The following is a 20,843-nucleotide window of genomic DNA, read 5'->3' as shown; positions in this document are numbered from 1 at the left end:
CACACAAGAACTCAAAGTACCAAGCTGTGCCTTCTGTAGCACACCTGTAGCTCGCCGCGTTCTATCAAATCGACTGACTTTCACAGAATATACAATATTTTCAAAAAGTTAAAAACTAGGCACAAGCCTTGCTGAAGTCCTAACGCATGGTAAATGGACCACAAAGAAAGGAATGACCATGAAAACACAAATGATTAGCCTAGCACTACTCGGCGCTCTTACATCTACTATGGTCACTGCAGCACCATCTTCACAAAATGAGTTCGGTGTCGACCAAGTTTCTCCAGCACAACGTTATGGCCGATCCACTGGATCCGCTGGCCAAGTATCAATTACCCAATCAGAATCCACTATCACCGATAAGGCAAGTAAGAAGTCTGTAGAACTAGATGTTCAGCAAACGTCCGTTGAAGCTGTAGGCCAATACAACCTACCTTACCGAATTTTTGCGGGCCTTAAGGTTGGCCTTGAGAGCCAAAGCACCGATACCACAACCAAAAGGCTGACTAGCAACAATAGCTTCAGGATCTTAAAGTCCGATGCTAGAGCCGATGGCTACAACTTAAACCCATTTGTAGGGGTAAACATTACCCCCAACATCACGGCAGCCTACGAACTTGGCTACCACAAAGCTAGTGACGATGACGACTCCTATGACTACATGCAGCAAAAAGTTGGTGTTAGCTATCACAAAGACATCTACGAGCTAGGAGCTGTTTATCAAAGCCAAGTGAAGCAAACCGAGGCAAATATCGCATCCTCAGTGACTCTTCATGGCCAAGCGATGGTTACAGATCAGCTCGCTGTAGGCGGTTTAATCAAACGCAGTCTTGAAAACCGACTGGATGACAGTCGCAACGACACTCACTATGTTAAGCTAACTAGCCAGTACGCACTCAATGATAAGTGGGACCTGGAAGGAGCTGTAGGCTTCCAACCATCCAGCGCCAGCGACAAGGATCAGGTCGATGTGGCGACAGCCCAATCATTTGACACGCAGCTTGGTGCCTACTATCAGGTTCAAAAGAACCTTCAGCTAGGCTCTGCTGTTAAGTATGGCACGTTCAAAGATGAAACGGATGCAAATGAAGTGGATGCTAAGGCCCTAGCCTTTAGCGTTAAAGCGAACTACCTATTCTAAAAATACTTAGAGGAGGGGCCGTGTGCCTCCCCTCTTTCGTACCTACTTGAAAAATGGAGACGTGAGGGATTGGAGTTGAGCTTGCACCGTAAACGTGGCCCCTATGACTCCAATAATGATCGTGGTACAGAAAAATATCACCTTCGTTTTTTTCTTATTAAGCATCATACCCACTGCACCTAGCACCATCGAAATTTGCAGCAGCATCGAAGCATAATCAAACTGATCTTCAGCATCGTCTAAGATTTCTAAACTGGAATCATACTCCTTAGCACCAATAATCTTGCCCAACTCGCCATCTATATCTTGAATCCAGTTTTCCTTACCCACTTTCTCTGAACCGAGCAAGATTTCGGTTTTTTCCATTTTATATTTCTTGGCTTTGCGATTGAGTTGATCGAGCTGCTTATCCAGCACCTCTTTTTTGCTATCAGAAATCGACCCTGAATCCACTAAGACCTTGAGAAGGTCGTGCTGACCACGAACTACAATTTCCTTGATACCTTTAGACTGAAACCACTGGAAGGCGTCATTCCTCTGATTGCCTAGCTTTAGCTGCAAAGATGCCACGTTATCAGCCATCAGATCGTTGATTGCCAAGACCGACGCAAAGATTGCTATCATCAAGGGGAAAAAGGCTTCCCAGATTCCGCCACCAGATGGTGGAGGCGTTGGAGTTGTCTGCATCACGAACACCTATTGTCAAGCAAGTTCCTCTGTTGCTCTATTATAACTGACCACCTCAGTTAAAAACCTGGTGTTTTTTTCCTAGGTCCACTATTTATAATTCCGCTATCCTTGAAGATGGGGACACCTGTCGTGAAAGGTATCTTGGAGAATCTGATATATGGCTTTTTTTCATTTGATTTTGCTAACGATTCTTTACGAGACGTTGGCCCATGGGAACCCCTGTATAGAGACAAGAGGTGCCTTTGACATTGGTTCACGGCGAACAAAATTCCAACTAGCGCAGGTCGATATCTGCAAGGGCGAGATCAGGAAAGTTCTGATCGACGAATCGACCTCAGTCCCCTATGCCGATGATGCCTTGCATAACGATATGAAACTTTCCGAAAAGATCCAAACTACTGGTATTGGGGCTATCAGAAATTATGTTAACCGAAGCAAACCCCATAGGCCCAAATTATTTCAGGGAGTCGCCACTTCGATCTTTCGCAATGCTAAGAATGGACCTCAGTATATCGAGATGATTCAACAGCGATTTCCTATTAAGGTCAAGGTTATCGATCAGAATTTTGAAGGGCAACTGGCACTCCGAAGTGCCGAGCTTTTGCTTTCTAAAAAACCAGATATTGTGTGGGATATTGGTGGTGGTAGCATGCAAGTTGTTTACCCAAGCCAGAAGCAGCTAGCAAAGGTCTCAGGATGCCGCTGTGGATCTGTAGAGTTTCATGAGTACCTCTTGAAAAAAATGGGCCGTACCAACCAATCAATCAACCCGATAAAACAAGAAAACATCGAAAAAGCGCGGGCCTTTACGCAAGCCTTTCTCAAAGAGCGAGGACTCGACACTAAGCTACCTCAATTGGGCCAAGATGTAGTAGGAATCGGCGGAGTTCTTGGCAAAGGCATCCCAGAACAAACCAACACTCACAGCCAGACCATCGAGATCATAAGTAAAACGTTGTCGAACCGTATCAACTTGTCTAATGCCGAACTGGGGGGGAAATATGCAGAAACAGCTATTTCAAATCTACTTCTTGTAGAACAGACTATGAAGGCACTTAAAATCTCGAAATTTAGATCCCTCGAAGCCAACCTCACCGGCCCCCTACTTGTAGATTCCTTTAACGACAAGCCCGTGAATCGAGGCCCCTCCCCTAAATAACTCCTGACATTTGCCGACATCGGAACCAGACACGTGAAGGCAGGTCATGAGAATAAACCACCAATTTAGTCATAAATCTACTCGGCTTTGTCGCAGGTCGGTGCGGGTGCGGCGCCGTGCTCCGAGTCGTGGGAACGAATCTCACCATCAAAGCATAAATGAAGTGCTGGACTACGGCAAAAAATTCTTGTCGTGGATCAGAAATAACCCACATATACTCCTTATGATTTCGCTATTTTCTTTGTTATTCACCTTTGATGTATTGAATCTTATCAGTTCCCTATGTCTGGGGTTTGTGGGTACCTCCCTCTCCGACCTTCTCTTTCACAACTACCAGGATTGGCGTAAATCTCGCCTACGGTCCCCAGAACCTTCCGAGAAAAATAGTCTGGAATCAATTCGTCCTGCAAAAAATATCGACTACATGTCTACTCGTCACAAAGCTCCCTATGAGTCATTGAAAGAACGTTCGAAAAAGCTATCAGCCTAAATCTCTAGACAGTCCATTTCACTAGTATCGGATGCCATATTTTAAAATGAACCATGGCGACTCAGCTCTGAAATAGTTGAGAATTCCAAACTCTTACCGAATAACAAAGGGAACTAGAACGAAAGGCTACTGATTTGACGATCTGGTTTCGAACCATTTCTATGATGAGCTCTTGGCTGCTTCTCTCTAGCCTTGCACTTGGCTATATCGTGGGCAAAAGTCCCGACGAAGTGAAGAAGGTTATCGACTATATCAAAAAAGAAAAGCAGCTAAAGGTATATGTAGACCCTAAAAAACGGGTTTTCTGGCCAATTGATTTACCATTTTATGTCAGACTTGCCACTGGCAACGATAGCGACTCGGACTCATATCTTCTGAAGGATGTGATGGTCAAACGCCTCGAAGGAGCACAAGAGCAGATCAACGAGGGTGTTCGCCTTGATATACCCGGATCACAGTTTCTCAGATGGGTAAATCATGTCTCTCAAGAAGAGGTCATGTTTCGTTTCATCGCTGATGCTGGAGCTCCCACCACATCACTCAAGTTCAATGATGCTCCCCGCTATAGCGCTGGGGATAAGATATTTTTCGGCAAAGGCCTTTCTGTTGCTGTTTTATCCCAAGACGAACACTCCGGAGTTAAACAAGTATTCTATACCATCGACCAGGACGATGTCGCCGAGTATCAGAAGCCATTACAACTGCGCAAGCAGCACTCTTATCGCTTCGGCCATACAGCAGTTGACCACGTAGGCTATCGTAGCCGAATCCAGACCAATTATTTCACCGTTGACACAAGCTCTCCGTCAACGGACGTCAGCTATGAAAAAAACCACATCAGTACGACTTTCTCACAGGACACCCTCATCAAACTCAGTAGCGCAGACAATCTTTCAGGAGTTCAAGACATATTCTACAAGTTTAACAATCAGGACAAATTCAGAAAGTACTCTCCCGAAGACGGTATATCAGTAGCGACTCTATCCACAGGAAGTCAGATTCTAAAGTTCTTTAGTATCGATAATGTTGAAAATCGTGAGCGGTCACAGGAGTTTCAATTTACCTTAGATAAGGAGGCACCACAGATTGCCTATACCTTTCTTGGTGACTTTCATGTTGACAAAAATACCCGTTTCATATCCCCAGACACCCAAATTTCTCTTGACGCCACGGACTCACTTTCTGAAGTGGCTGGCATTGAGTACCAGATCAATGACAGTCCAAAACGTGCTTATGCCAGTACCTTCTTGCCAGCGATCAATAACGGTGAGTTCAGCCTCAAATATGAAGCGGTTGACAGCCTTAAGAATCGTAGCCAGCAAGAGACTGTAAAGATCATTGTCGATGGAACTCCACCTACATCATCTCATAGTTTTAGCGGACCTCTCCATAATCGGAAGAACGGGGGTGTTTTCTATATATCAGGAAACACCAAGCTGAGCTTTAAAGCTGAAGACCAGCACTCCGGTGTTGCCAGAATTCTATCACAAATCAATACCCAAGCGCCCATGGCCTATCAAAAACCGATTCAACTGGGCAAAGAGGGTCGCTACCTGGTACGCTACTGGGCTCAGGACAAAGTCAATAACAACGAGCGAATCAATCCCATTTTAGTGATAGTGGATAACACACCCCCTGAAATCGTTGAGAATTTTAGTTTCGATCCCTTGGGTGAGGAGCAAGAGGGTAATGAATCTATCCCCGTCTATGATCGCCAAATATCGATTGGTCTAACAGGGCGGGATAGCGCCTCTGGAGTGCAGACTGTGGAATATAGCCTAGATAAAAAGACCTGGAACGAGTATCAAGAGTTTCTAAAATTCGATAAGCCAGGCACCTACACTCTACTAGTGCGAACTCAAGACCAGGTAGGAAACAGCAGTCAGAAAACGATCAAATTCAAGGTTGCAGGAGAAGGATGGGGTACCTACGCACATTAATCTTGCTCTTATTCGGCTTGAGCGGCACTTTAGGTAGGGCTGAGAGCGATCAGTCTGAAAAGCTATGCCCGGTGACCAGCTACTTCAATAAAAAGGATCACCAGCTTTTCATTCCTAGTGCGCTCGACTATGGCATCTTATTATCTACCAAAGTTGAAAACCTAGACCACACCCTCAATCTAAAAATTACCGAAAAGGCCCCCGTTGATGCTCTTCAATTTAAGGAGGGCTCTTACGAATTATCAATCAAATCACGTACTCCACAAAACTATCGCTTTATTTCAGACGCTACTCCGCCCAAGACCAAGGTGCAGATTTCTGCCGCTCCTCGCACTGAGAAAGATGGTCATATATTCTATGGCAAGGGCTTCAGTTTGGACTTCGAAGGTCAAGATGATCTATCCGATACGAGAGGCGTTTACCTCAGAATCAATGAGGGTAAGGTTACAGATGTCCACCAGAAGAATTTGGCAATGAAGGATGATGGCAAATATCAGCTCGATTACTTTGCTTGTGATTTTGTGGGAAACCAGGAATATCCACGTAGTCTGAAATTCATTCTTGATACAACAGCACCGACCACCACAAGTCAGATCAAAAGTCGTCATCCTAAATACCTCAGTCCCAAGACACTTATTGAGCTAAGGTCCAGCGATAAACTGGTTGGCACGGATAAGATATTATTTCGCTTGAATGATGCTGAATTTAGTGAGTACCTAAATGAAATTAGTCTCGGTGAACTTGCATCCGGTAACCACACACTTGAGTACTACAGTGTCGATCGGCTAAACAATCGTGAAGAGCTAAAAAAACTTGCTCTCATCGTTGATAGTCAGCCCCCTGAAATATCGATCAAGTATCCAAAAACAACGTTCACCGAAGGCGACCTTGTTTACGTCGCGCAAAGTCAATCATTACCCATCGTTGCTAAGGATGATCTATCGGGAGTTGACAATATCATGATCACCCTCAACAAGAAAGCCATCACTCTCGAAAAAAAACAGATAAAAGCTCCGAGTAAGGTCGGACTACATAAGATAAGCTTATCTGCCAAAGACCTAGCCGGGAACAGCGTCTTGAACGAAGCCAATATCTATGTAGACCCTAATGCTCCACAGGTACGCCTTCAAACCGTAAGCTCAGTTTCAAAGCGAAAGGAACGCCTAGTAGCAGTGCCACCTCTTCGTTTTTCATTTCATGGGGAAGATAACGAGTCGGGCCTAGCAGATATTTACTACTGTGTTGATGATGCTGAATGCCAGCCTTATAGCGGGTCAGTTGTAGAAATTTCCCAACTTGGCCAAAAAAAGATAAGCTTCTATGCCATAGATAGAGTGGGAAATCGCTCAGAAATCATATCTCGCACCTACTTCGTTGAAGAAAACAAAAGTATTACTGCCAAAGCTCAAGTCGCAGACGAAGAAACTAAGTGGGTTTACGACCAAGTCAAAGGCGCTATTGGACCGTCTGATAAAGGATTTACCTTAACCATCAGTGATAGCCTCAGCGGTGAAATTCCAGGTTTCAATCTCGTTCTCCCAATTGATGCCATCAAGGATCAATTTCTAAATAGGGACAAAACTGAGAAACTCATTCGAATTGCACTAGCTGGCCACGAAGCGACCATTTCACTGCCCATAGATGACAAAGCCCCTCAAAGCCAACTGATTCCAGAAATTGCAAAATCATACCAGGACCAGGAAACCCTATGGTTTGGGCCCGGTCTCAATATTAGACTGATTTCTGCTGATACCGCTGCAAGCCTTCAAGCGGGGGTAGATCGAATCATGTACTCAATTAACGAAAGCCCCTACAGAGAGTATACCAAATCCATTACCGGCCTTGAATCTGAGCAGGAATACTCTATTTCCTATTATGCAATCGATCGAATCGGAAACAAAGAATCATTGAAGACTTTTCGCTTTAGCCTTGATGCATCGCCACCTATTTCGACTGTGACCTTTCAAGGCCCATCCTACCGAAATTCAATCTCATCTAAAGGCCACCTCAATATCTCAGGAGAAGACCGTCGTTCAGGAGTGGCAAAAACCTACGCAAAAATAAATGATGATAGCTTTTTTGAGTATCAACCAGACAGCTTCATTGCTGCACTCAGAAAGCTCCCTGCGGGGGAACATCAATTGACCTACTATTCTATCGATAATGTTGGCAATCAGGAAGCCTATAAGACTAAGGAATTTATACTTGATATGGATGGCCCATTGCTAAGCTATTCTTTCGTCGGACCTCACTTTGCAAAAGGTAGAACTCACTATATTAACCCGAAATCAACCATGTATTTGGACGTTCGCGACGAATATGGAGGAGTTGCATCGACAAGTATCAACCTTGGCAACTCTACTCAGGAAGTTGAACGTACAGTCGATATCGGCAACTTGATCAAGGATGAGCCTTCGCAATTCGCGCTCTCGGCCTCAGATAACTTAGGCAACCGCTCGTCGTCTGAGCCGATTGACATTATTAAAGACACCACGCCACCACGATCTAGAGTTGAGTTTATCGGTCGATATTACTCCTTTGGCGATGTCATCTTCCTTAACACGGCAACAAAGATCGATGTCATATCCCAGGATGAACAGTCGGGCGTTGCAGAAATCAAGTATCGCCTTAAGGCAGGAGATTTCAAAACTTTCGTCGATTCTCTAGCATTCTCCAGTCAAGGGGAAACATCTTTAACCTTCTATGCAGTGGATCAACTTGGAAATCGAGAGCGACCACAAACATTTAGAATCATTGTCGACTCGGAACCACCGCAATTGTCTTTAAGCGACCGATCTGGCAAGAAGCTTCCTACTCGGGGTGTTCTCAATACTGGTGAACTCTTGCAGATAAAAGCCTTTGATAGCCACTCAGGAATCCGCGATGTTCTTTTTCGCATCAACGGTGGCAAACCTTCCCTGTATCGCAAACCAATCGTTCTGAAGGAAAAAGGTAAGATTTCTCTGGTTGTTGAAGCAGTGGACTGGATGGGCAAGAAACATGAAGAAGAATTCTCATACTTGGTGCAGTAATGCGAAGTTTACTACTGATCATACTCTTTAGCTGCGAGGTCGCCCGAGGCGACCTGAGACTGAGGCATTTCAGCTCTGCTCAGCATAACTTCGGCATTATTTCTGATAGCCTAGAGGACCATCGTGGTTTGATTTTCGCTGCAAGCGATCAAGGTGTTCTTGAGTTCGACGGTATTGACTGGCGAACCATTCCGGTGCCCAGTGCTATCACAACATTGGGGATGAATCGAGAAGGTAAAGTCTATACTGCAGGCCGCCATATCATGGGCTACCTTTCTCCTAATCGTGATGGGGATATGGAATTTCAGGAGATCAAGCTACCCCAAAACAAAGATCTTGGGGATATAGTAGCCATTGAGCCATTAGGGGATGATGTCGCCTTTATCAGAGAGCGAGGCTTAGTCGTCATTCATGACCAGCTCACGGTTATCGAAAGCGTCGGTTTGATCAAAGCCACCTTTCATGACGACAATGCTGTGTATGTCATCGACAATAAATCAGGGCTTATGAAAGTTGGTACCGACAGGCTTTCAGAAGTCCCTGGCGGCGCTGAACTCGGTGCTACAGCCTTTGCAAAAACCAGCAGCGGAAAATGGGTAGGAGCCTCACTGAGTCTTGGTGTTTTTGACCTTGTGCTAAAATCTGAACCTCAAATTCGCTCTTGGAAGGGCATTGATCGGACTCGCTTCAAAGGCTCTCACATTTCTGATCTCGCCTTCAACAACCACTATATGTTTATCGCCACCCTAGGCGCGGGGCTTCAAATTTACACTTTGGACAAGATCGAATGGGTTCCCCTGACTGACGAACAGATGGAGTCAGTTGGCACCATCATACAAAGTCTTCATATCGACAGCAAAGGACAGCTATGGATTAGCGGTCCCCGTGGACTTTTTGTGTTAGCAGATCGAGAGTTTCTCGTTACGGATGAAGCAGCGAAGGACCAAGTGGCTTCGTTCACTTCATACCTACGAAGCTGTATTGATACAAAGACTCAGGAAACCATTTTTGGTGGTGCATTTTTTAAGGAGCTTGGAGGAGTTCAGCTTGCTAAGGCAACGGAGTTGAATCGACCAGTACTAGAACATACAACAAATGCTTTACGATTCAACTACTCAAGTAGTGAGATTGTTCTCGCTGACGAGATTGAGTACCAAACCTATCTCGAAGGTTTTGACCCGGAATGGAGTCAGTGGTCAAAACGCACTTATCGAGAGTTTACTAACCTGATGTGGAATGATTATTCATTCAAGGTGAGAGCACGCACCCCGGATGGTGTAGTTTCCGAGATCGTCTACTTTGACTTTGAAATAAGTCCACCGTGGTATGAGCAAAATTGGTTCTATCTCATCCAATTACTCATTCTCGCAATCTTGTTTGGAATTGTCGTCTACCTAAAAGGCTGGACCAAACGTAAAAAAGCCAGCAAAAAGATCAACGATGTCATTATGGGTACCGTCTGGGGTTACTCGTTTGCAACCATTGGCATGCAGGGGATGGTCTGGGCTCTGAGTGGTGGTGCGGCTTTTCTCGCGATCGTTACAAAAATATTAACAGGTATTTTCCTGAAACCTCTGCAAAAGAAAGTTGAGGCTAAGATGATAGGATTTCAAGATGACCTTGCCCAGGACCTTTCTCAACGATTGAAACCAAAGGAAAAAGATCTAAAGAAAAATAGGGTGCCTCCGAGCATCTGCCGAATGCGCGCTAAAACATCGCAGCAGCGCCTCAAAGATCAAGGTAAAACAACCTCTCAGGTGCACTATATGAGAGCTAAAAACCCACGTTCTGTTCGAACAGAATCAGGCGTTACTTATAAGGAAAGTGCCTAAAAGGAGACAAAAACTATGGGCGAAGCAGCAGAAAAAGAAGAACAAATAATCGATGAAATTGATGATACCGGTGAAGAGGAGTCTCATGAGGCTATCTCATCTGCCTTTTGTCATATTGCAGTCACGGATAATTTGGATTCTGAGCAACAGAAAATCCTCTCATTAATTGCCATGTCACTTGCCTATGCGGATCACGCTAAGGTTCGCGAGGACGACATTTTCATCCAAAGACTTAAAAAGGTTCTATCTGAGTCCGTCGAAGTGGAACAACTCTGTGATATGTACCTACAAGAACGAGATAATTTTCCCCTGTTTCTAGAGAAATTTGAAAGCGCCCTACAGCAAGGCACCATTATAGAAGCACTTCATTTTATAAGAACCGGCGAAGAGTCAGATACAAAAAAGGTGGATACTGAAGAAGGACTCGACTATCATGCCCTACAAAAAAACCTTTCCAGCGAGGATATTCTTAAGGATATTATCTCGCTATTTCTTCGAACATCTTACAAGAAGCATAAGTCAGACACATCGTCAAAAGATCCCGTTACCCCTACACTTGTTCTTCAAGAGTTGGCGCCGAACGTCTACAAGGACTACAAAGCCAAAGAGCTACTTCGTCATCAGCATGTAGGAAGCTGGATTAATATGCTGGATCGAAGTAAACCGAAGATCACTCAACTTAAGGAGAAGCTGTCCCGAGGGGACTCCGATCTGAAACACAACTACGTGCCGTTTACGATATCTCATAACGAGATCTTAAATTCCCTGGATAAGGCTATCGGCTTTCCAAAGGAGATGCACGAGAACACCATCTATGTTCTATTAGCCATCATGGGCCATACAGCTTCGTCAGACGGCCAAATTGCAGAAGTTGAAGAAGCCAAATTCATCGGCGGATTTATCCATCGAATGGACCTGAAGATCGATCAGGAAATCTTTCGTGAAAAAATGGCGATTCCGATCAACGACCTTCTAGAAACAGTCAAAGAACCCGAGATTGCCTTCGCTGTGTTCTACGAAATGATGGGAGTGGTTTTCTCAAATCTTGAAATCGACGATGAGGAAAAGAAGTTACTCGATTCTGTTCAAAAACGTTTCAAGATCTCGGATGAAATGGTAAACCTTATGTATTCTAGACTCTACCTTGATGCCTCTCTAAAAGGAGTCGAAAGCAGCTTGATTGAGTCTTCCAATATGTTTGGTGATCAAAACACTAACTTTCATGAGTTTCATAAACTTTTCGAGTGTTTCGAGTCAGTAGACGTGAAAAATCTGATTCAGACATCGAGGAAATTTCTAGCTGAATTTGATCCTATCGATATTCCAACTATAGCTCCTAAGAAAGTAAAAGTCGCAATCGTGTCTCTAGTCGGCAATGCACTGGGTTTGGATGGGGTTTTAGATTCTGAAGAGAAGAAGCTTCTTGCGAGCCTGATGCAGAAGCTAGAAATCACGGGCCAAGATCTGAAGACCTATCCTGAATTGATGAAAGGCTGCTCAATCAACCAGTTATGCCGGGCTCTCGATAAGTGGTTCATCAGCAAAAACTTACAGAAACACCTACCAGCGGTTGCGTTCTATGTTTTGCAGGCAATTGGCAGTGATGGAGTCATTGATGAGAAAGAAGAAGTCTTCAAGAACAGTCTTTTCAAAGAATTAGGTCTTCACTCATCTCAGTACGCTCGTATGATGCTTCGGGTTTTTTGGGATTACCACCTGGGATCTAAAGAACCTTAACCTTACAATCATAGTCATTTTCATTTTCTGAGATATGAATCGCAATGTACTTTGCAATGTCGTGGCTTTTGATGTTACGAACCAACTTGCCTTTGCGATAGAACTGATAAAGAAGTGTGGGGTTGTCTTGATCAGGAGAGTAGATGCTGCCAACCGAGCAAACGATGCGATTGAAGCTCTTTTCTATCTTAACCTCGTCGACAGCGGGCTGATTATCCATGCCATAACTTGCGGGGGCTCCAAACAAGCCTGTGAGAGCTGCTGCCATCAAAATTTGTCCAACGATTGTCTTTAGATTTGTCATCACTTTGCCCTCCCAAGTTACAATACCTTTAACGCCAGATAGGCCTTCAGGACTAACTAAAAAACCTTAAGGGAAAGCTAAAAATAAGCCACTGATATAACTAATTAAATTCACGGCTATCGACCTTACAGGCACGTAAACTTTCTACGCCCCTAGAATGATTATTTTTTCCAAATTCTTTCGGCTATGAAATAGTTTTAAGAAAGGCAAATCCAAGACCAGTTCCGCCCTGCCTCAACTCCATCCCGTCGATAACTGTGCCATTGATCTGTAGCCATCATAGTGCAGGTTCGCATCAAAGCAACCCGACTTCCAGAAACCCCACTAGCGGCGAGTATCAGTAAGACAATGGTAGCTAAGTCACAGTGCCAGCGATCTGCAACTCCCCGTTGGAAGACAGATTGCCATTGTCCTTCAGAAATAGGTAGGTCGGAATTCAGAAACTCCTCTACCACCTCAAATCCGATTTCGAACTTGTGATAAGAGATACAAGGCCCTATCCCCACCTGAACTCGGTCGCGCGGTAAGATTTCCAAAGCCTTGCTCACAATTCCAGATTTCAATCCACGCCAGCCAGCGTGAACAGCCATAACCCGACTTTCACTATGCAACAAAATAGGCACACAGTCAGCGGTCTTCACGGCTACAGGACGTTTGCTTTCGTTTGAATAGATACCATCCCCTGCAATTCGTGCTTCGCAATTCCAAGCCGTATCTTTTCCTGCTTCATACAAGGCGGTTCCATGAACTTGATCGCAGTGATGGTACTCTTGCAAATGCCCACCAACCCCTTCAAAGCCATGCTTGATTCCCTGCTCCTGCCAATGCCTAAAATGGGAGCCAGCGGGGCTAACGGTCACTGCTTTCATAAAATTAAGATACTCATCAAGAGTCATGTCATATCCTTTTGAGCTCCTTTGGAACGGGTTTTCCGGCCTTTCTTAGGATTTGAAGCATCAGTCCCCGCTTTATTCTTCATGAGTGCCTCTGCCAGTCCCATAAAATCTTTGCTCAGCTTGTGATTGCTCTTATAAAACGGCAGAGGAATTCCCGCACTATGACTTTCCCTCATCACCACTGATGACGAAAGGTAGGGCTGTAGAATTTTTAGTTCCTGCTCGATCAAGCTCTCTATGATTTGCTGAGGTAGCTTTGCCTGGGCTTGAAAGTGATTGATAATAATCCCTTCCACTTCAAGATTAGGCCGGTGGTCAGCTCGCACTTCTTCTACAGCTTCCATCACTTGAAGGATGGCGTCCGCACTGAAAGCATCACAGTCAAATGGAATAAGAACGGCATCAACTGCCATCAATGCCGACATGGAATAGAAGTTTAGAGCAGGCGGAGTATCAAATAATACCTCATCAAATCCAAGCTTTTCCACCGCTACATCGATTGCTTCTCCAAGCTTAAAAATCTTATAGCGACCTTCAAGCTTTGGCTGGAGTTCCTTCAAACTATCATCAGAAGGGATCGTGTATAGGTTGTCATAGTCAGTGGGGTAAATGGTTTCTTGCAATGAATCTTGGAACAGGCGGAAGCTAAGAGTTGAAGCAAAGAAATCAGACACCGTGTGACTGATGGTCTCCATGCGATCACCCAAGAGATACTTCGAACAATTCGCCTGTGAATCTAGATCTACGACAAGAGTCTTCTTCCCGCTTTTCGCGAAGGCTGCAGCTAGGTTACAGGTTATGGAAGTCTTGCCAACGCCACCCTTTTGGTTGAAGATCACCCGTTTCATCCGTACCAGGCCTCCTGATGATTTACTTTTTAAAGATTGCATCACCATCTTATACGGAATTTCTTTAAAAGCAAATCTTGAGCCGCTTGGGGTTCATAGCTTAGTGTTTTGAAGGTGGTGAATTAAACCAAACAAGCCGGTATGGTAGGATTGCACTCCAAATCCATAGGTAACCCCCACGGCAATAGGTGCTGTATGAGAATGTTTTCGAATGGCTTCACGACGAGAAATATTTGATATATGAACCTCCACAAAAGGCACAGCCAAACCGGCTAATCGATCGGCTAAGGCTAAGGAGGTGTGAGTCCATGCTCCGGGGTTGATTAGGACCCCGTCCCACCCCTCAGAGAGCTTATCTAGTAAAACTCCCTCATGATTGGTCTGAAAACACTCTAGATGAATACCAATCTGAATATCCTTCGAAAATCGCTCAGCAAGGCCCTTAAGGCTCCTGTGAACATCATCTAACGTTTGATGACCGTAGATCTCTGGCTCTCTTTTTCCCAAAAGATCTAAATTTACCCCACTGGCCACTAATATCTTAAGTGTCTCTTTGTGCTTCATAATCTTCCAATTTCACTAGCAAACGATTCAGAGCAGAAATCTTTGCGTCGACTTTCTGAACCTGGTCGAGGCGTTCCACCAAATCAGGATCGATGTGTTGTTCCTGCCGATGCTGCTCATCGCGGAGCGACTTTAACTCTTCGACCTGTTTTTTAAACAAGTCGTTGTTCGGAGCCATATATAGCAGCCTTTGATAAATCTCTAAAGCCTTTTGGAAGCACCCCTGCTTGCGATAGACCTGGGCCAGGGTGACTGCATCCAAGTCATGCTTGTCGGGGTCTGGGGTTGCTTCCTCATCGAGCTTGCTAAAGATTTCGCTCACGGGAGCCACGTAAAAACCTTCGATCAGACGATCCAGAAGCACTGGATCAGGCTCTTCTGTCAGTGTCCCAGAACTAGGGTTCTCAGAAAACTGATCCGTCGCTACCTTGGGAGTATTTAGCTCGCCAAGCTCGTACCCTTCTGCCCTTGCTACCTCTAGGAATGCTTGCCTAACATCTTGGAAGCTTTTTGCTTTCAGTTCGTCATTGAGTTGTCGCAAAGCCCCATCGAGCTGCCCACGAACATCCATGTCCTGCCTGAGAAAAACCAACTTCTCTTCGTAACCCAGGAGGAGAGCGAGGCGGAACTTCAGAATCTGTGCCGTTTTGTTTTCTCTGAGGGATACAGGGCTCTGATCGAGAATTTCCCAAGCTTCCTGAAAGATCGAACTTTTAAATAGCCGTTTGGCCAAGACAACTCGCGCCGCGCTGTATGTTGGATGCTGCTGCACCCCCTGCATCAGTAATTGCAAGGCATCGTCTTCGAACCCATGCTTGTGAAGAATTTCAGTAATGGCAAGGAAGACCCGACCGTTGGGGTTAGCTTTGAATGTCTGCAGAGTTTCTCGATCCAAGCTAGAAAGCGACAAATCTTGCATTATTTCGATATATGACTCAAACATAACTAGTTAGCATCCTGAGTTTGAATCGTCACCGATGCTGGCTCGGAAAACAATGCACCGGAGTGAATCTGAACGTTTACTGTACTTGTTTCACCAGCAGGAGGACAAAGAGGAAAAACCTCTATCGTTGCGACGCCACAGGCATCCGTACACCAATTGGAACTTGGGGTGATAATTCCTTTATAGCGAGCCGGGGTAAACGTATCGCCATCGATGACGACGTTGGGGTTGTGAATGGCCTCTTCAGACATCAATCCATTGACAATAGGTTCAATGGATACACTTGGCTTAGGCAGTATTTTATCTGTGCCATCATTATCGAATGTTTCTATCATGCGGAAGTAAAACGTTAGCGGGTCATTCAACGCCGTAAGTTGGGCTCCTGCGGCACAAGTCACACCAGAAGATTGAGCCATAATCTCTATACTTCCCTCAATCGGGCCAATAATTGCACTGGAGCAATTTAAATTACATAGCCCAGGATCTTCAGGCTCTTCTGAGCAAGAATAGAGGAGTATAGCTGATGCGAATAACCATGATAGCCCTGTTCGCACATTGCCTCCTAGAAATTTATATTATCAAAGTTATTGCCTTCGCTTCGCGGAGCACCTGCCGTATTTCCACGATCCTCGCTGCCATCTGTTGTAACAATCGTTGGCGTTACCATGATCAGCAGCTCTGTCTGGCTTTCTTCAGTGATGGTTGAGCGAAACAAGGTGCCTATTATGGGTAAGTTTGAAAAGAATGGTATTCCAACAACTGTTTCAGTTTTGCTCGTGTCGTAGATTCCACCTATGACTCCGGTATCACCACTTTCCCGCACCATTTGAGTATTTAACTCCCTTGTGTTCTTATCGGCAAGGACTTCACCAGTTGGTGCACCGGGGGTATCGCTCTTGATTTCTAGGTCCATGATCACCGAACCATCAGCAGTGACCTGAGGCTTTACTTGCAAGGACAAATTAAACTTCACTTCCGACAGCCCCTCGGCACCTGCCCCACCTGCATCTCCAGCACCACCTCCCACAACAGCACCAGCAGCTGGCCGGAAGAATTTTGAGTTGCCTGCAAGAATCAGCGCATCCTGCCCATCTAGAACGAGAACCCGATTGGATTGAAGAACATTGGTCGTACCGCGACGCTCCTCCATCCTGAGTAGCAAATCCAGATCGATAAACTTATTGATGCTACCAAATTTAAACTGGGCATTGCCGACGGCAGGTGCCGCCCTGATCCCAGGGTCAACAGCAAAACTTGAAGTCAAGCTATTCGGAAAATTGAGAGAGCCAAACCCTAGCCCGCGACCAGGATCAAAGTTGAGTAAGGCTTGATTGAGCCAAGACACTCCAAATAAGTCGCTGTTAGTTTTCTGAACTTCAACAATACGTGAGGCGATTTCAACCTGAGGAGTCTTCAGATCGAGACGCTCTATAATGCTTTTGCTCTTCGCTAAAACATAGTCGGGCGCTTCCATCACAACCGAATTGGTTCTAGGATCTGCACTGACTTGGATTCTTGGGTCGATCTGTTTGTCGCGAGCAATCAACTCGTTGATCCGGTTGACAATGTCTGCAGCCACTGCATTATTTAGCCTAAAGACTAAAATTTTCGTAGGCGTCCGCCTAGCTTCGAACTGTTGAGCCCGCTCTAAGGTTTGTAGGTAGGTGGTCAAGCGATCCACTGCATCAACACGCACGATACTCTCCCCAACCCGGACCATCCCTAATGAGTGAGTCTCAAGAATGGCTTTTAGCGCTTCATCCCAAGGAACTCCTCGAAAGTGTATGGAGACGGTTAGATCGCCAACAGAATTCGGAAAGATAAAATTGTTGCCTGTCTCTTCGGAGAAACTTTTAAACACGAGGCTGAGGGGGGCATCCGTAAACTCCATGTAGACTAATTTCTCTTGGTCACTTCTCCTGGGAGACCTGGTGGAATTGACTGGGCTGGGCTCTGCTATGACATTGCCATTTTCGTCCATAGCCTCTAGTTCGTTGACCATCACATTGTCTACCATACCAGAATTATTACCCATGGGAGCGTCATTCTCGAAGTTGAGGTCCTCATTGAGTGCCTCATTGCCAAAATTCCCAAGGTTTTCCTGGTTAAACGCCTGAATGGCGGCATTATCGCCACTATTGCCAAAAAAGTCCCCATTATTCCCCTGATTCATAGGGCCTAAACCCGCATTATTAGCGGCCTCTTGATTAAAATTGCCATTCAAGCCTTGCAGATTCTCGTTGTTCAGACTATTTTCCTGCTGGGCCTGCTCTTGTTGAAACTGACCGATCTCTTCCTGCTGGTTCAAAAACTGATTCTGCTGCTGATTTCCTTGCTGAAATTCCTGCTCCTCTTGCTGCTGACCGAGATCCTGCTCCTCCTGCTGCTGACTTTCCAGGGCCTCTTGAGGAAAATTATTTTCCTCCAGAAGCTCGCCATTATCCTGACCAACTGATAGAACCGAAAACGAAGTTACTGCAAAGAGCGTTCTTTCAAAGACGGGAGCATCTTGCCACGAAAAATTATCCGGCAAGCCACTGCCGTCGATCCCTTGTTCAGGGCTAATCACCCGATCAATCATTTCACCCTGTTCTGGTTCTAGATCTTGATCCCTTTGGTTGCCTAGATTTCGTGGCTGTTGGCTATCCTGCTCCAGAAGCAGGCTGATTTCAGCAGAACCGAGCTTTTCTGCCTTGTCTCTCAAACGATCTTGGACAACTCTTAAGTTGCCATAGTAATACTCAGGAATCGGAAAGTTCAGAGTGATGTTGCTATCCTTCGCCAGGAAGCGCCCCTCAACCGGGTCGCGAAAAGTTAAGATAACATCTACTAGCCCTCGCACCTTATCATCCCGCATGCGAATATAAGCCACAGGAGATCGAAACTCGCTAGCATCGATATCCCATTTAATCTTTTTTCTCAGCTCAGTTTGGAAAAAGCGAATAACCAACTCTGGTTGGACAGATTGATTTTGTTCCTGAAAAATTTCAAATTCTGGTGTGCCGCGAGTGATGATACTAATCATCAAACGCTTGCTTTCATCATCAATCTCATAACCAACCCAGTTGAGCTTGTGATAAACTGGTGCGATCTCAGCAGCTCTTGTTTCTACACCATTAGCTGGAACTACGGACTGCGAATCAACTGCCGTACTTTCTATCGGGGCTGCAGAGCCAAAGTCATCTCCTCCTATAACTGAAGGTGCATTTCCCACATTAGAAAAACTGTTTTCAACGGGAGTGTTTTGTTCGAGTGGGATCTGAGTATTCTCATCAGCAAACATATTACCGTTATTGGAAGCAAATTCTTGCTGACCTTCGATCCCAATGCTATTGCTTTGATTCTCTGCAAAGATGTTATCGTCCTGGCCTTCAAAATCACCTTCGTCTGCCAGGGGTTGAAAGTTAATATTTTCTCCCGAATCATCGAAAAGAAGATCATCGTTTTCGCCGAATCCTACATCTTCCTCAGATCCAGTCTCAGTATCTGCAAAATCTTCAAACTCATCATTGCCAAAGCCATCGGCTTGTTCATCACCCTCTTGATTGTTAAAATTATCGTTTTCCTCTGAATTATTATTCTGCTCAACATCGCTATCGTCTTCGTTAGCCTCAAACTCTTCCTGGTCACTAAAGTTGTTGTCCTCTTCCTCCAATGCTTCCTCTGGATTGATAGCATCATCAGGTGATGTGGAGCAGGAGCCCATCAAGCTCAGAAAGAGGATCAGAGGCAGGCCAAAGATCAGGCCCCACCCATTGCTACATCTGACCATTATTTGCTCCTTTCTGTACTCCTTGAGCTGGTGGTTTGGGATCATTCGCCAAGCCATCAGGAATATCGTTGTTCGGCAATGGCACATCTCTGAGCTCTCCGGGCAGTGGAGGAAGACCCGCCGGTGGACGCTGGTTCCCTGCAGGTAGGCGCTGATTCCCAAGAGGCTGATTGCGCTGCCCGCCTTCCGCTGCAGCTCCAACATTCATCAAGGGATTCGCTGCCCCAGCTGCCGGTGCTGGATTGAGCACACCTTGATCAACAGGTCGCTGATCAGCAGGTTCGTTCACTTCGAAAACTGTTTCACCGCCGGGCCTCAAACGAATGGTTCCTCGCTGCTCTTGCTCTGGTTTGCCCATTCCAAGTTCAACGTCCTTAAATTCCCTGGTTCCATCGGCCCGCAAACTATATTGTCTCACTAGCACCCGTCTTCGATTGATATCGATCACCTTTCCGGCAGAAATGGGGTCGCCTTCCTTAATCACAATGCCCTCTTTCTTGGGAGTCATGACAACCGCTCTCGTCTCTCCCGAGCGATGAACCCAAACGCCCTTCACTTGTAGTTGCTCAAGAGGATAAGCTTGCAATGGGCTAAGAATCGGGATAGCTGTCTCGCCAGGGCCTTGGGCACTTGGATCCTCATTCAAAGGAGCTTCTGATTGACCTAAAGGCGGACGAGCAAATGGATCTGGCCGACCAAACGAGGCATACTGGTAGTCCCCAGAAGGCTCTAGAATATCCTCGACTCTAAGGGCATCATTTTCCGGCGTGTTATCTTTTTCAAGCTCCTCAAGGTCAAGCTCCTCCTCTTCAAGGTCTATTTGACTCAGATCCAATACGTCAACCTTAGCTTGCCCAAAGCTAGCTTCACTAAACAGAAATATGATCGCTAAGATTCGTCCCATCACATTCCTTTAAATAAAATCAATTTGGATCGCCCCACAACCATGCGACTTGCTCCCTCTCCATCAGCATCACCTTCAACATTCTCCAACGAGATATTCCTAAGATGAGTGAGGTTTGGTAAGTGAACAAGGCTATCGTAAAACTGCATGATTTGAGGAAATCGCCCTCTTACTTCCAGAGTTACAGGTACCTCTTTATACTCAATTTGCGGATTGGGCTGAACCTCCTGACCAGGCTGAAAACGGGTGATTTGAATATTGAATTCTTTCTCCAAAGTTCCCACGGAAGCTAAAATCGTATCCATTTCCACTTCATCAGGCAGGATTCTCTTCGCCTTACCTAGCTGACCTTCGATATCAGACAGCTTGCTAAGCAAAGCTGGTAATTGAGCGACCTTACGCTTGCCATTCTCAAACTTTGATTCCGCGCTTCCCTTACGACTCACCGCCGAATCCAGGTCATACTGTATTCTCTCACCTTCATCCGTCCAGTAATAGAGCGCCGGCAAAAGTCCCACGACTACCGCAATGAGCAGGCGGACATTCATCTTTGCGCCGCGATATTTATCGACAATATCTTCTAATTCCAAA

General features: G+C 45.5%; 16 protein-coding genes. 6 read left to right on the top strand and 10 right to left on the bottom strand.

Going from position 1 to position 20,843, the window contains the following annotated elements:
* Nucleotides 1–178 precede the first annotated feature (178 nt).
* A complete protein-coding gene (locus B9N89_RS02540) occupies nt 179–1,141 on the top strand; it encodes an outer membrane beta-barrel protein (RefSeq protein WP_132315689.1) in 963 nt (320 codons plus the stop codon).
* Nucleotides 1,142–1,183: 42 nt separating this feature from the next.
* Here the strand turns inward: B9N89_RS02540 and B9N89_RS02535 are convergent, their stop codons facing one another.
* On the bottom strand, nt 1,184–1,828 hold the full coding sequence (locus B9N89_RS02535; RefSeq protein ID WP_132315691.1) for a DUF4337 family protein: 645 nt from the start codon (nt 1,826–1,828) through the stop codon (nt 1,184–1,186).
* A 160-nt stretch (nt 1,829–1,988) separates the two neighbouring features.
* Here B9N89_RS02535 and B9N89_RS02530 point away from each other — a divergent pair, with 160 nt between their 5' ends.
* The 5 genes from B9N89_RS02530 (at nt 1,989) to B9N89_RS02510 (ending at nt 12,021) form a co-directional block, all read left to right on the top strand.
* Nucleotides 1,989–2,990 carry a Ppx/GppA phosphatase family protein gene (locus tag B9N89_RS02530; RefSeq protein ID WP_132315693.1) on the top strand — a complete coding sequence of 334 codons (1,002 nt, stop codon included), beginning with the start codon at nt 1,989–1,991 and terminating at the stop codon, nt 2,988–2,990.
* A 624-nt stretch (nt 2,991–3,614) separates the two neighbouring features.
* Nucleotides 3,615–5,420: an OmpL47-type beta-barrel domain-containing protein gene (locus B9N89_RS02525; protein WP_132315695.1), complete on the top strand. Its 1,806-nt coding sequence runs from the start codon at nt 3,615–3,617 to the stop codon at nt 5,418–5,420.
* Nucleotides 5,399–8,452, top strand: coding sequence for an OmpL47-type beta-barrel domain-containing protein (locus tag B9N89_RS02520; RefSeq protein WP_132315697.1), 3,054 nt, complete (start codon nt 5,399–5,401; stop codon nt 8,450–8,452). The genes B9N89_RS02525 and B9N89_RS02520 overlap by 22 nt, the downstream gene beginning before the upstream one ends.
* Nucleotides 8,452–10,284, top strand: a complete 1,833-nt coding sequence (locus tag B9N89_RS02515; protein WP_132315699.1) for a hypothetical protein — start codon at nt 8,452–8,454, stop codon at nt 10,282–10,284. The genes B9N89_RS02520 and B9N89_RS02515 overlap by 1 nt, the downstream gene beginning before the upstream one ends.
* A 15-nt stretch (nt 10,285–10,299) precedes the next feature.
* On the top strand, nt 10,300–12,021 hold the full coding sequence (locus B9N89_RS02510; protein ID WP_132315701.1) for a tellurite resistance TerB family protein: 1,722 nt from the start codon (nt 10,300–10,302) through the stop codon (nt 12,019–12,021).
* Here the strand turns inward: B9N89_RS02510 and B9N89_RS02505 are convergent.
* The 9 genes from B9N89_RS02505 to B9N89_RS02465 form a co-directional block, all read right to left on the bottom strand.
* Nucleotides 12,008–12,325, bottom strand: coding sequence for a hypothetical protein (locus B9N89_RS02505; RefSeq protein ID WP_132315703.1), 318 nt, complete (start codon nt 12,323–12,325; stop codon nt 12,008–12,010). The genes B9N89_RS02510 and B9N89_RS02505 overlap by 14 nt on opposite strands.
* Before the next feature lie 197 nt (nt 12,326–12,522).
* Complete coding sequence (locus B9N89_RS02500; RefSeq protein WP_132315705.1) at nt 12,523–13,221, bottom strand: purine nucleoside phosphorylase YfiH/LACC1 family protein; 699 nt, start codon at nt 13,219–13,221, stop codon at nt 12,523–12,525.
* The gene (locus B9N89_RS02495) at nt 13,218–14,069 is read right to left on the bottom strand and encodes a ParA family protein (protein ID WP_132315707.1); all 852 of its coding nucleotides are present in this window, start codon (nt 14,067–14,069) and stop codon (nt 13,218–13,220) included. Before B9N89_RS02495 ends, B9N89_RS02500 begins: the two co-directional genes overlap by 4 nt.
* Nucleotides 14,070–14,162: 93 nt before the next feature.
* On the bottom strand, nt 14,163–14,633 hold the full coding sequence (locus tag B9N89_RS02490; protein WP_132315709.1) for a type II 3-dehydroquinate dehydratase: 471 nt from the start codon (nt 14,631–14,633) through the stop codon (nt 14,163–14,165).
* Entirely contained in the window at nt 14,611–15,552 is a 942-nt protein-coding gene (locus B9N89_RS02485; RefSeq protein ID WP_165931688.1) for a tetratricopeptide repeat protein, read from the bottom strand. Before B9N89_RS02485 ends, B9N89_RS02490 begins: the two co-directional genes overlap by 23 nt.
* A 26-nt stretch (nt 15,553–15,578) precedes the next feature.
* The gene (locus B9N89_RS02480; RefSeq protein ID WP_132315714.1) at nt 15,579–16,130 is read right to left on the bottom strand and encodes a hypothetical protein; all 552 of its coding nucleotides are present in this window, start codon (nt 16,128–16,130) and stop codon (nt 15,579–15,581) included.
* Between the two features lie 8 nt (nt 16,131–16,138).
* Nucleotides 16,139–19,348 (bottom strand): secretin N-terminal domain-containing protein, encoded by a 3,210-nt coding sequence (locus tag B9N89_RS02475; protein ID WP_132315716.1) that lies wholly within the window; start codon nt 19,346–19,348, stop codon nt 16,139–16,141.
* Nucleotides 19,335–20,252: a pilus assembly protein PilP gene (locus B9N89_RS02470; RefSeq protein WP_132315718.1), complete on the bottom strand. Its 918-nt coding sequence runs from the start codon at nt 20,250–20,252 to the stop codon at nt 19,335–19,337. Before B9N89_RS02470 ends, B9N89_RS02475 begins: the two co-directional genes overlap by 14 nt.
* Complete coding sequence (locus B9N89_RS02465) at nt 20,252–20,842, bottom strand: type IV pilus inner membrane component PilO (protein WP_132315720.1); 591 nt, start codon at nt 20,840–20,842, stop codon at nt 20,252–20,254. The genes B9N89_RS02470 and B9N89_RS02465 overlap by 1 nt, the downstream gene beginning before the upstream one ends.
* Nucleotide 20,843: the final 1 nt, after the last annotated feature.

It is taken from the genome of Pseudobacteriovorax antillogorgiicola (assembly GCF_900177345.1).
In the GTDB taxonomy this organism is placed as follows: Bacteria; Bdellovibrionota_B; Oligoflexia; order Oligoflexales; family Oligoflexaceae; genus Pseudobacteriovorax; species Pseudobacteriovorax antillogorgiicola.
The sequence above is the reverse complement of the archived record's forward strand: the minus strand, read 5'-3'. Positions and strand labels throughout refer to the sequence as shown.

Coding starts and splice junctions, on each gene's coding strand:
- B9N89_RS02485 (WP_165931688.1), bottom strand. CDS start 15,552: ATGCAAGATTTGTCGCTTTCTAGCTTGGATCGAGAAACTCTGCAGACA.
- B9N89_RS02475 (WP_132315716.1), bottom strand. CDS start 19,348: ATGGTCAGATGTAGCAATGGGTGGGGCCTGATCTTTGGCCTGCCTCTG.
- B9N89_RS02495 (WP_132315707.1), bottom strand. CDS start 14,069: ATGAAACGGGTGATCTTCAACCAAAAGGGTGGCGTTGGCAAGACTTCC.
- B9N89_RS02515 (WP_132315699.1), top strand. CDS start 8,452: ATGCGAAGTTTACTACTGATCATACTCTTTAGCTGCGAGGTCGCCCGA.
- B9N89_RS02535 (WP_132315691.1), bottom strand. CDS start 1,828: ATGCAGACAACTCCAACGCCTCCACCATCTGGTGGCGGAATCTGGGAA.
- B9N89_RS02470 (WP_132315718.1), bottom strand. CDS start 20,252: ATGGGACGAATCTTAGCGATCATATTTCTGTTTAGTGAAGCTAGCTTT.
- B9N89_RS02490 (WP_132315709.1), bottom strand. CDS start 14,633: ATGAAGCACAAAGAGACACTTAAGATATTAGTGGCCAGTGGGGTAAAT.
- B9N89_RS02530 (WP_132315693.1), top strand. CDS start 1,989: ATGGCTTTTTTTCATTTGATTTTGCTAACGATTCTTTACGAGACGTTG.
- B9N89_RS02505 (WP_132315703.1), bottom strand. CDS start 12,325: ATGACAAATCTAAAGACAATCGTTGGACAAATTTTGATGGCAGCAGCT.
- B9N89_RS02510 (WP_132315701.1), top strand. CDS start 10,300: ATGGGCGAAGCAGCAGAAAAAGAAGAACAAATAATCGATGAAATTGAT.
- B9N89_RS02520 (WP_132315697.1), top strand. CDS start 5,399: ATGGGGTACCTACGCACATTAATCTTGCTCTTATTCGGCTTGAGCGGC.
- B9N89_RS02500 (WP_132315705.1), bottom strand. CDS start 13,221: ATGACTCTTGATGAGTATCTTAATTTTATGAAAGCAGTGACCGTTAGC.
- B9N89_RS02540 (WP_132315689.1), top strand. CDS start 179: ATGAAAACACAAATGATTAGCCTAGCACTACTCGGCGCTCTTACATCT.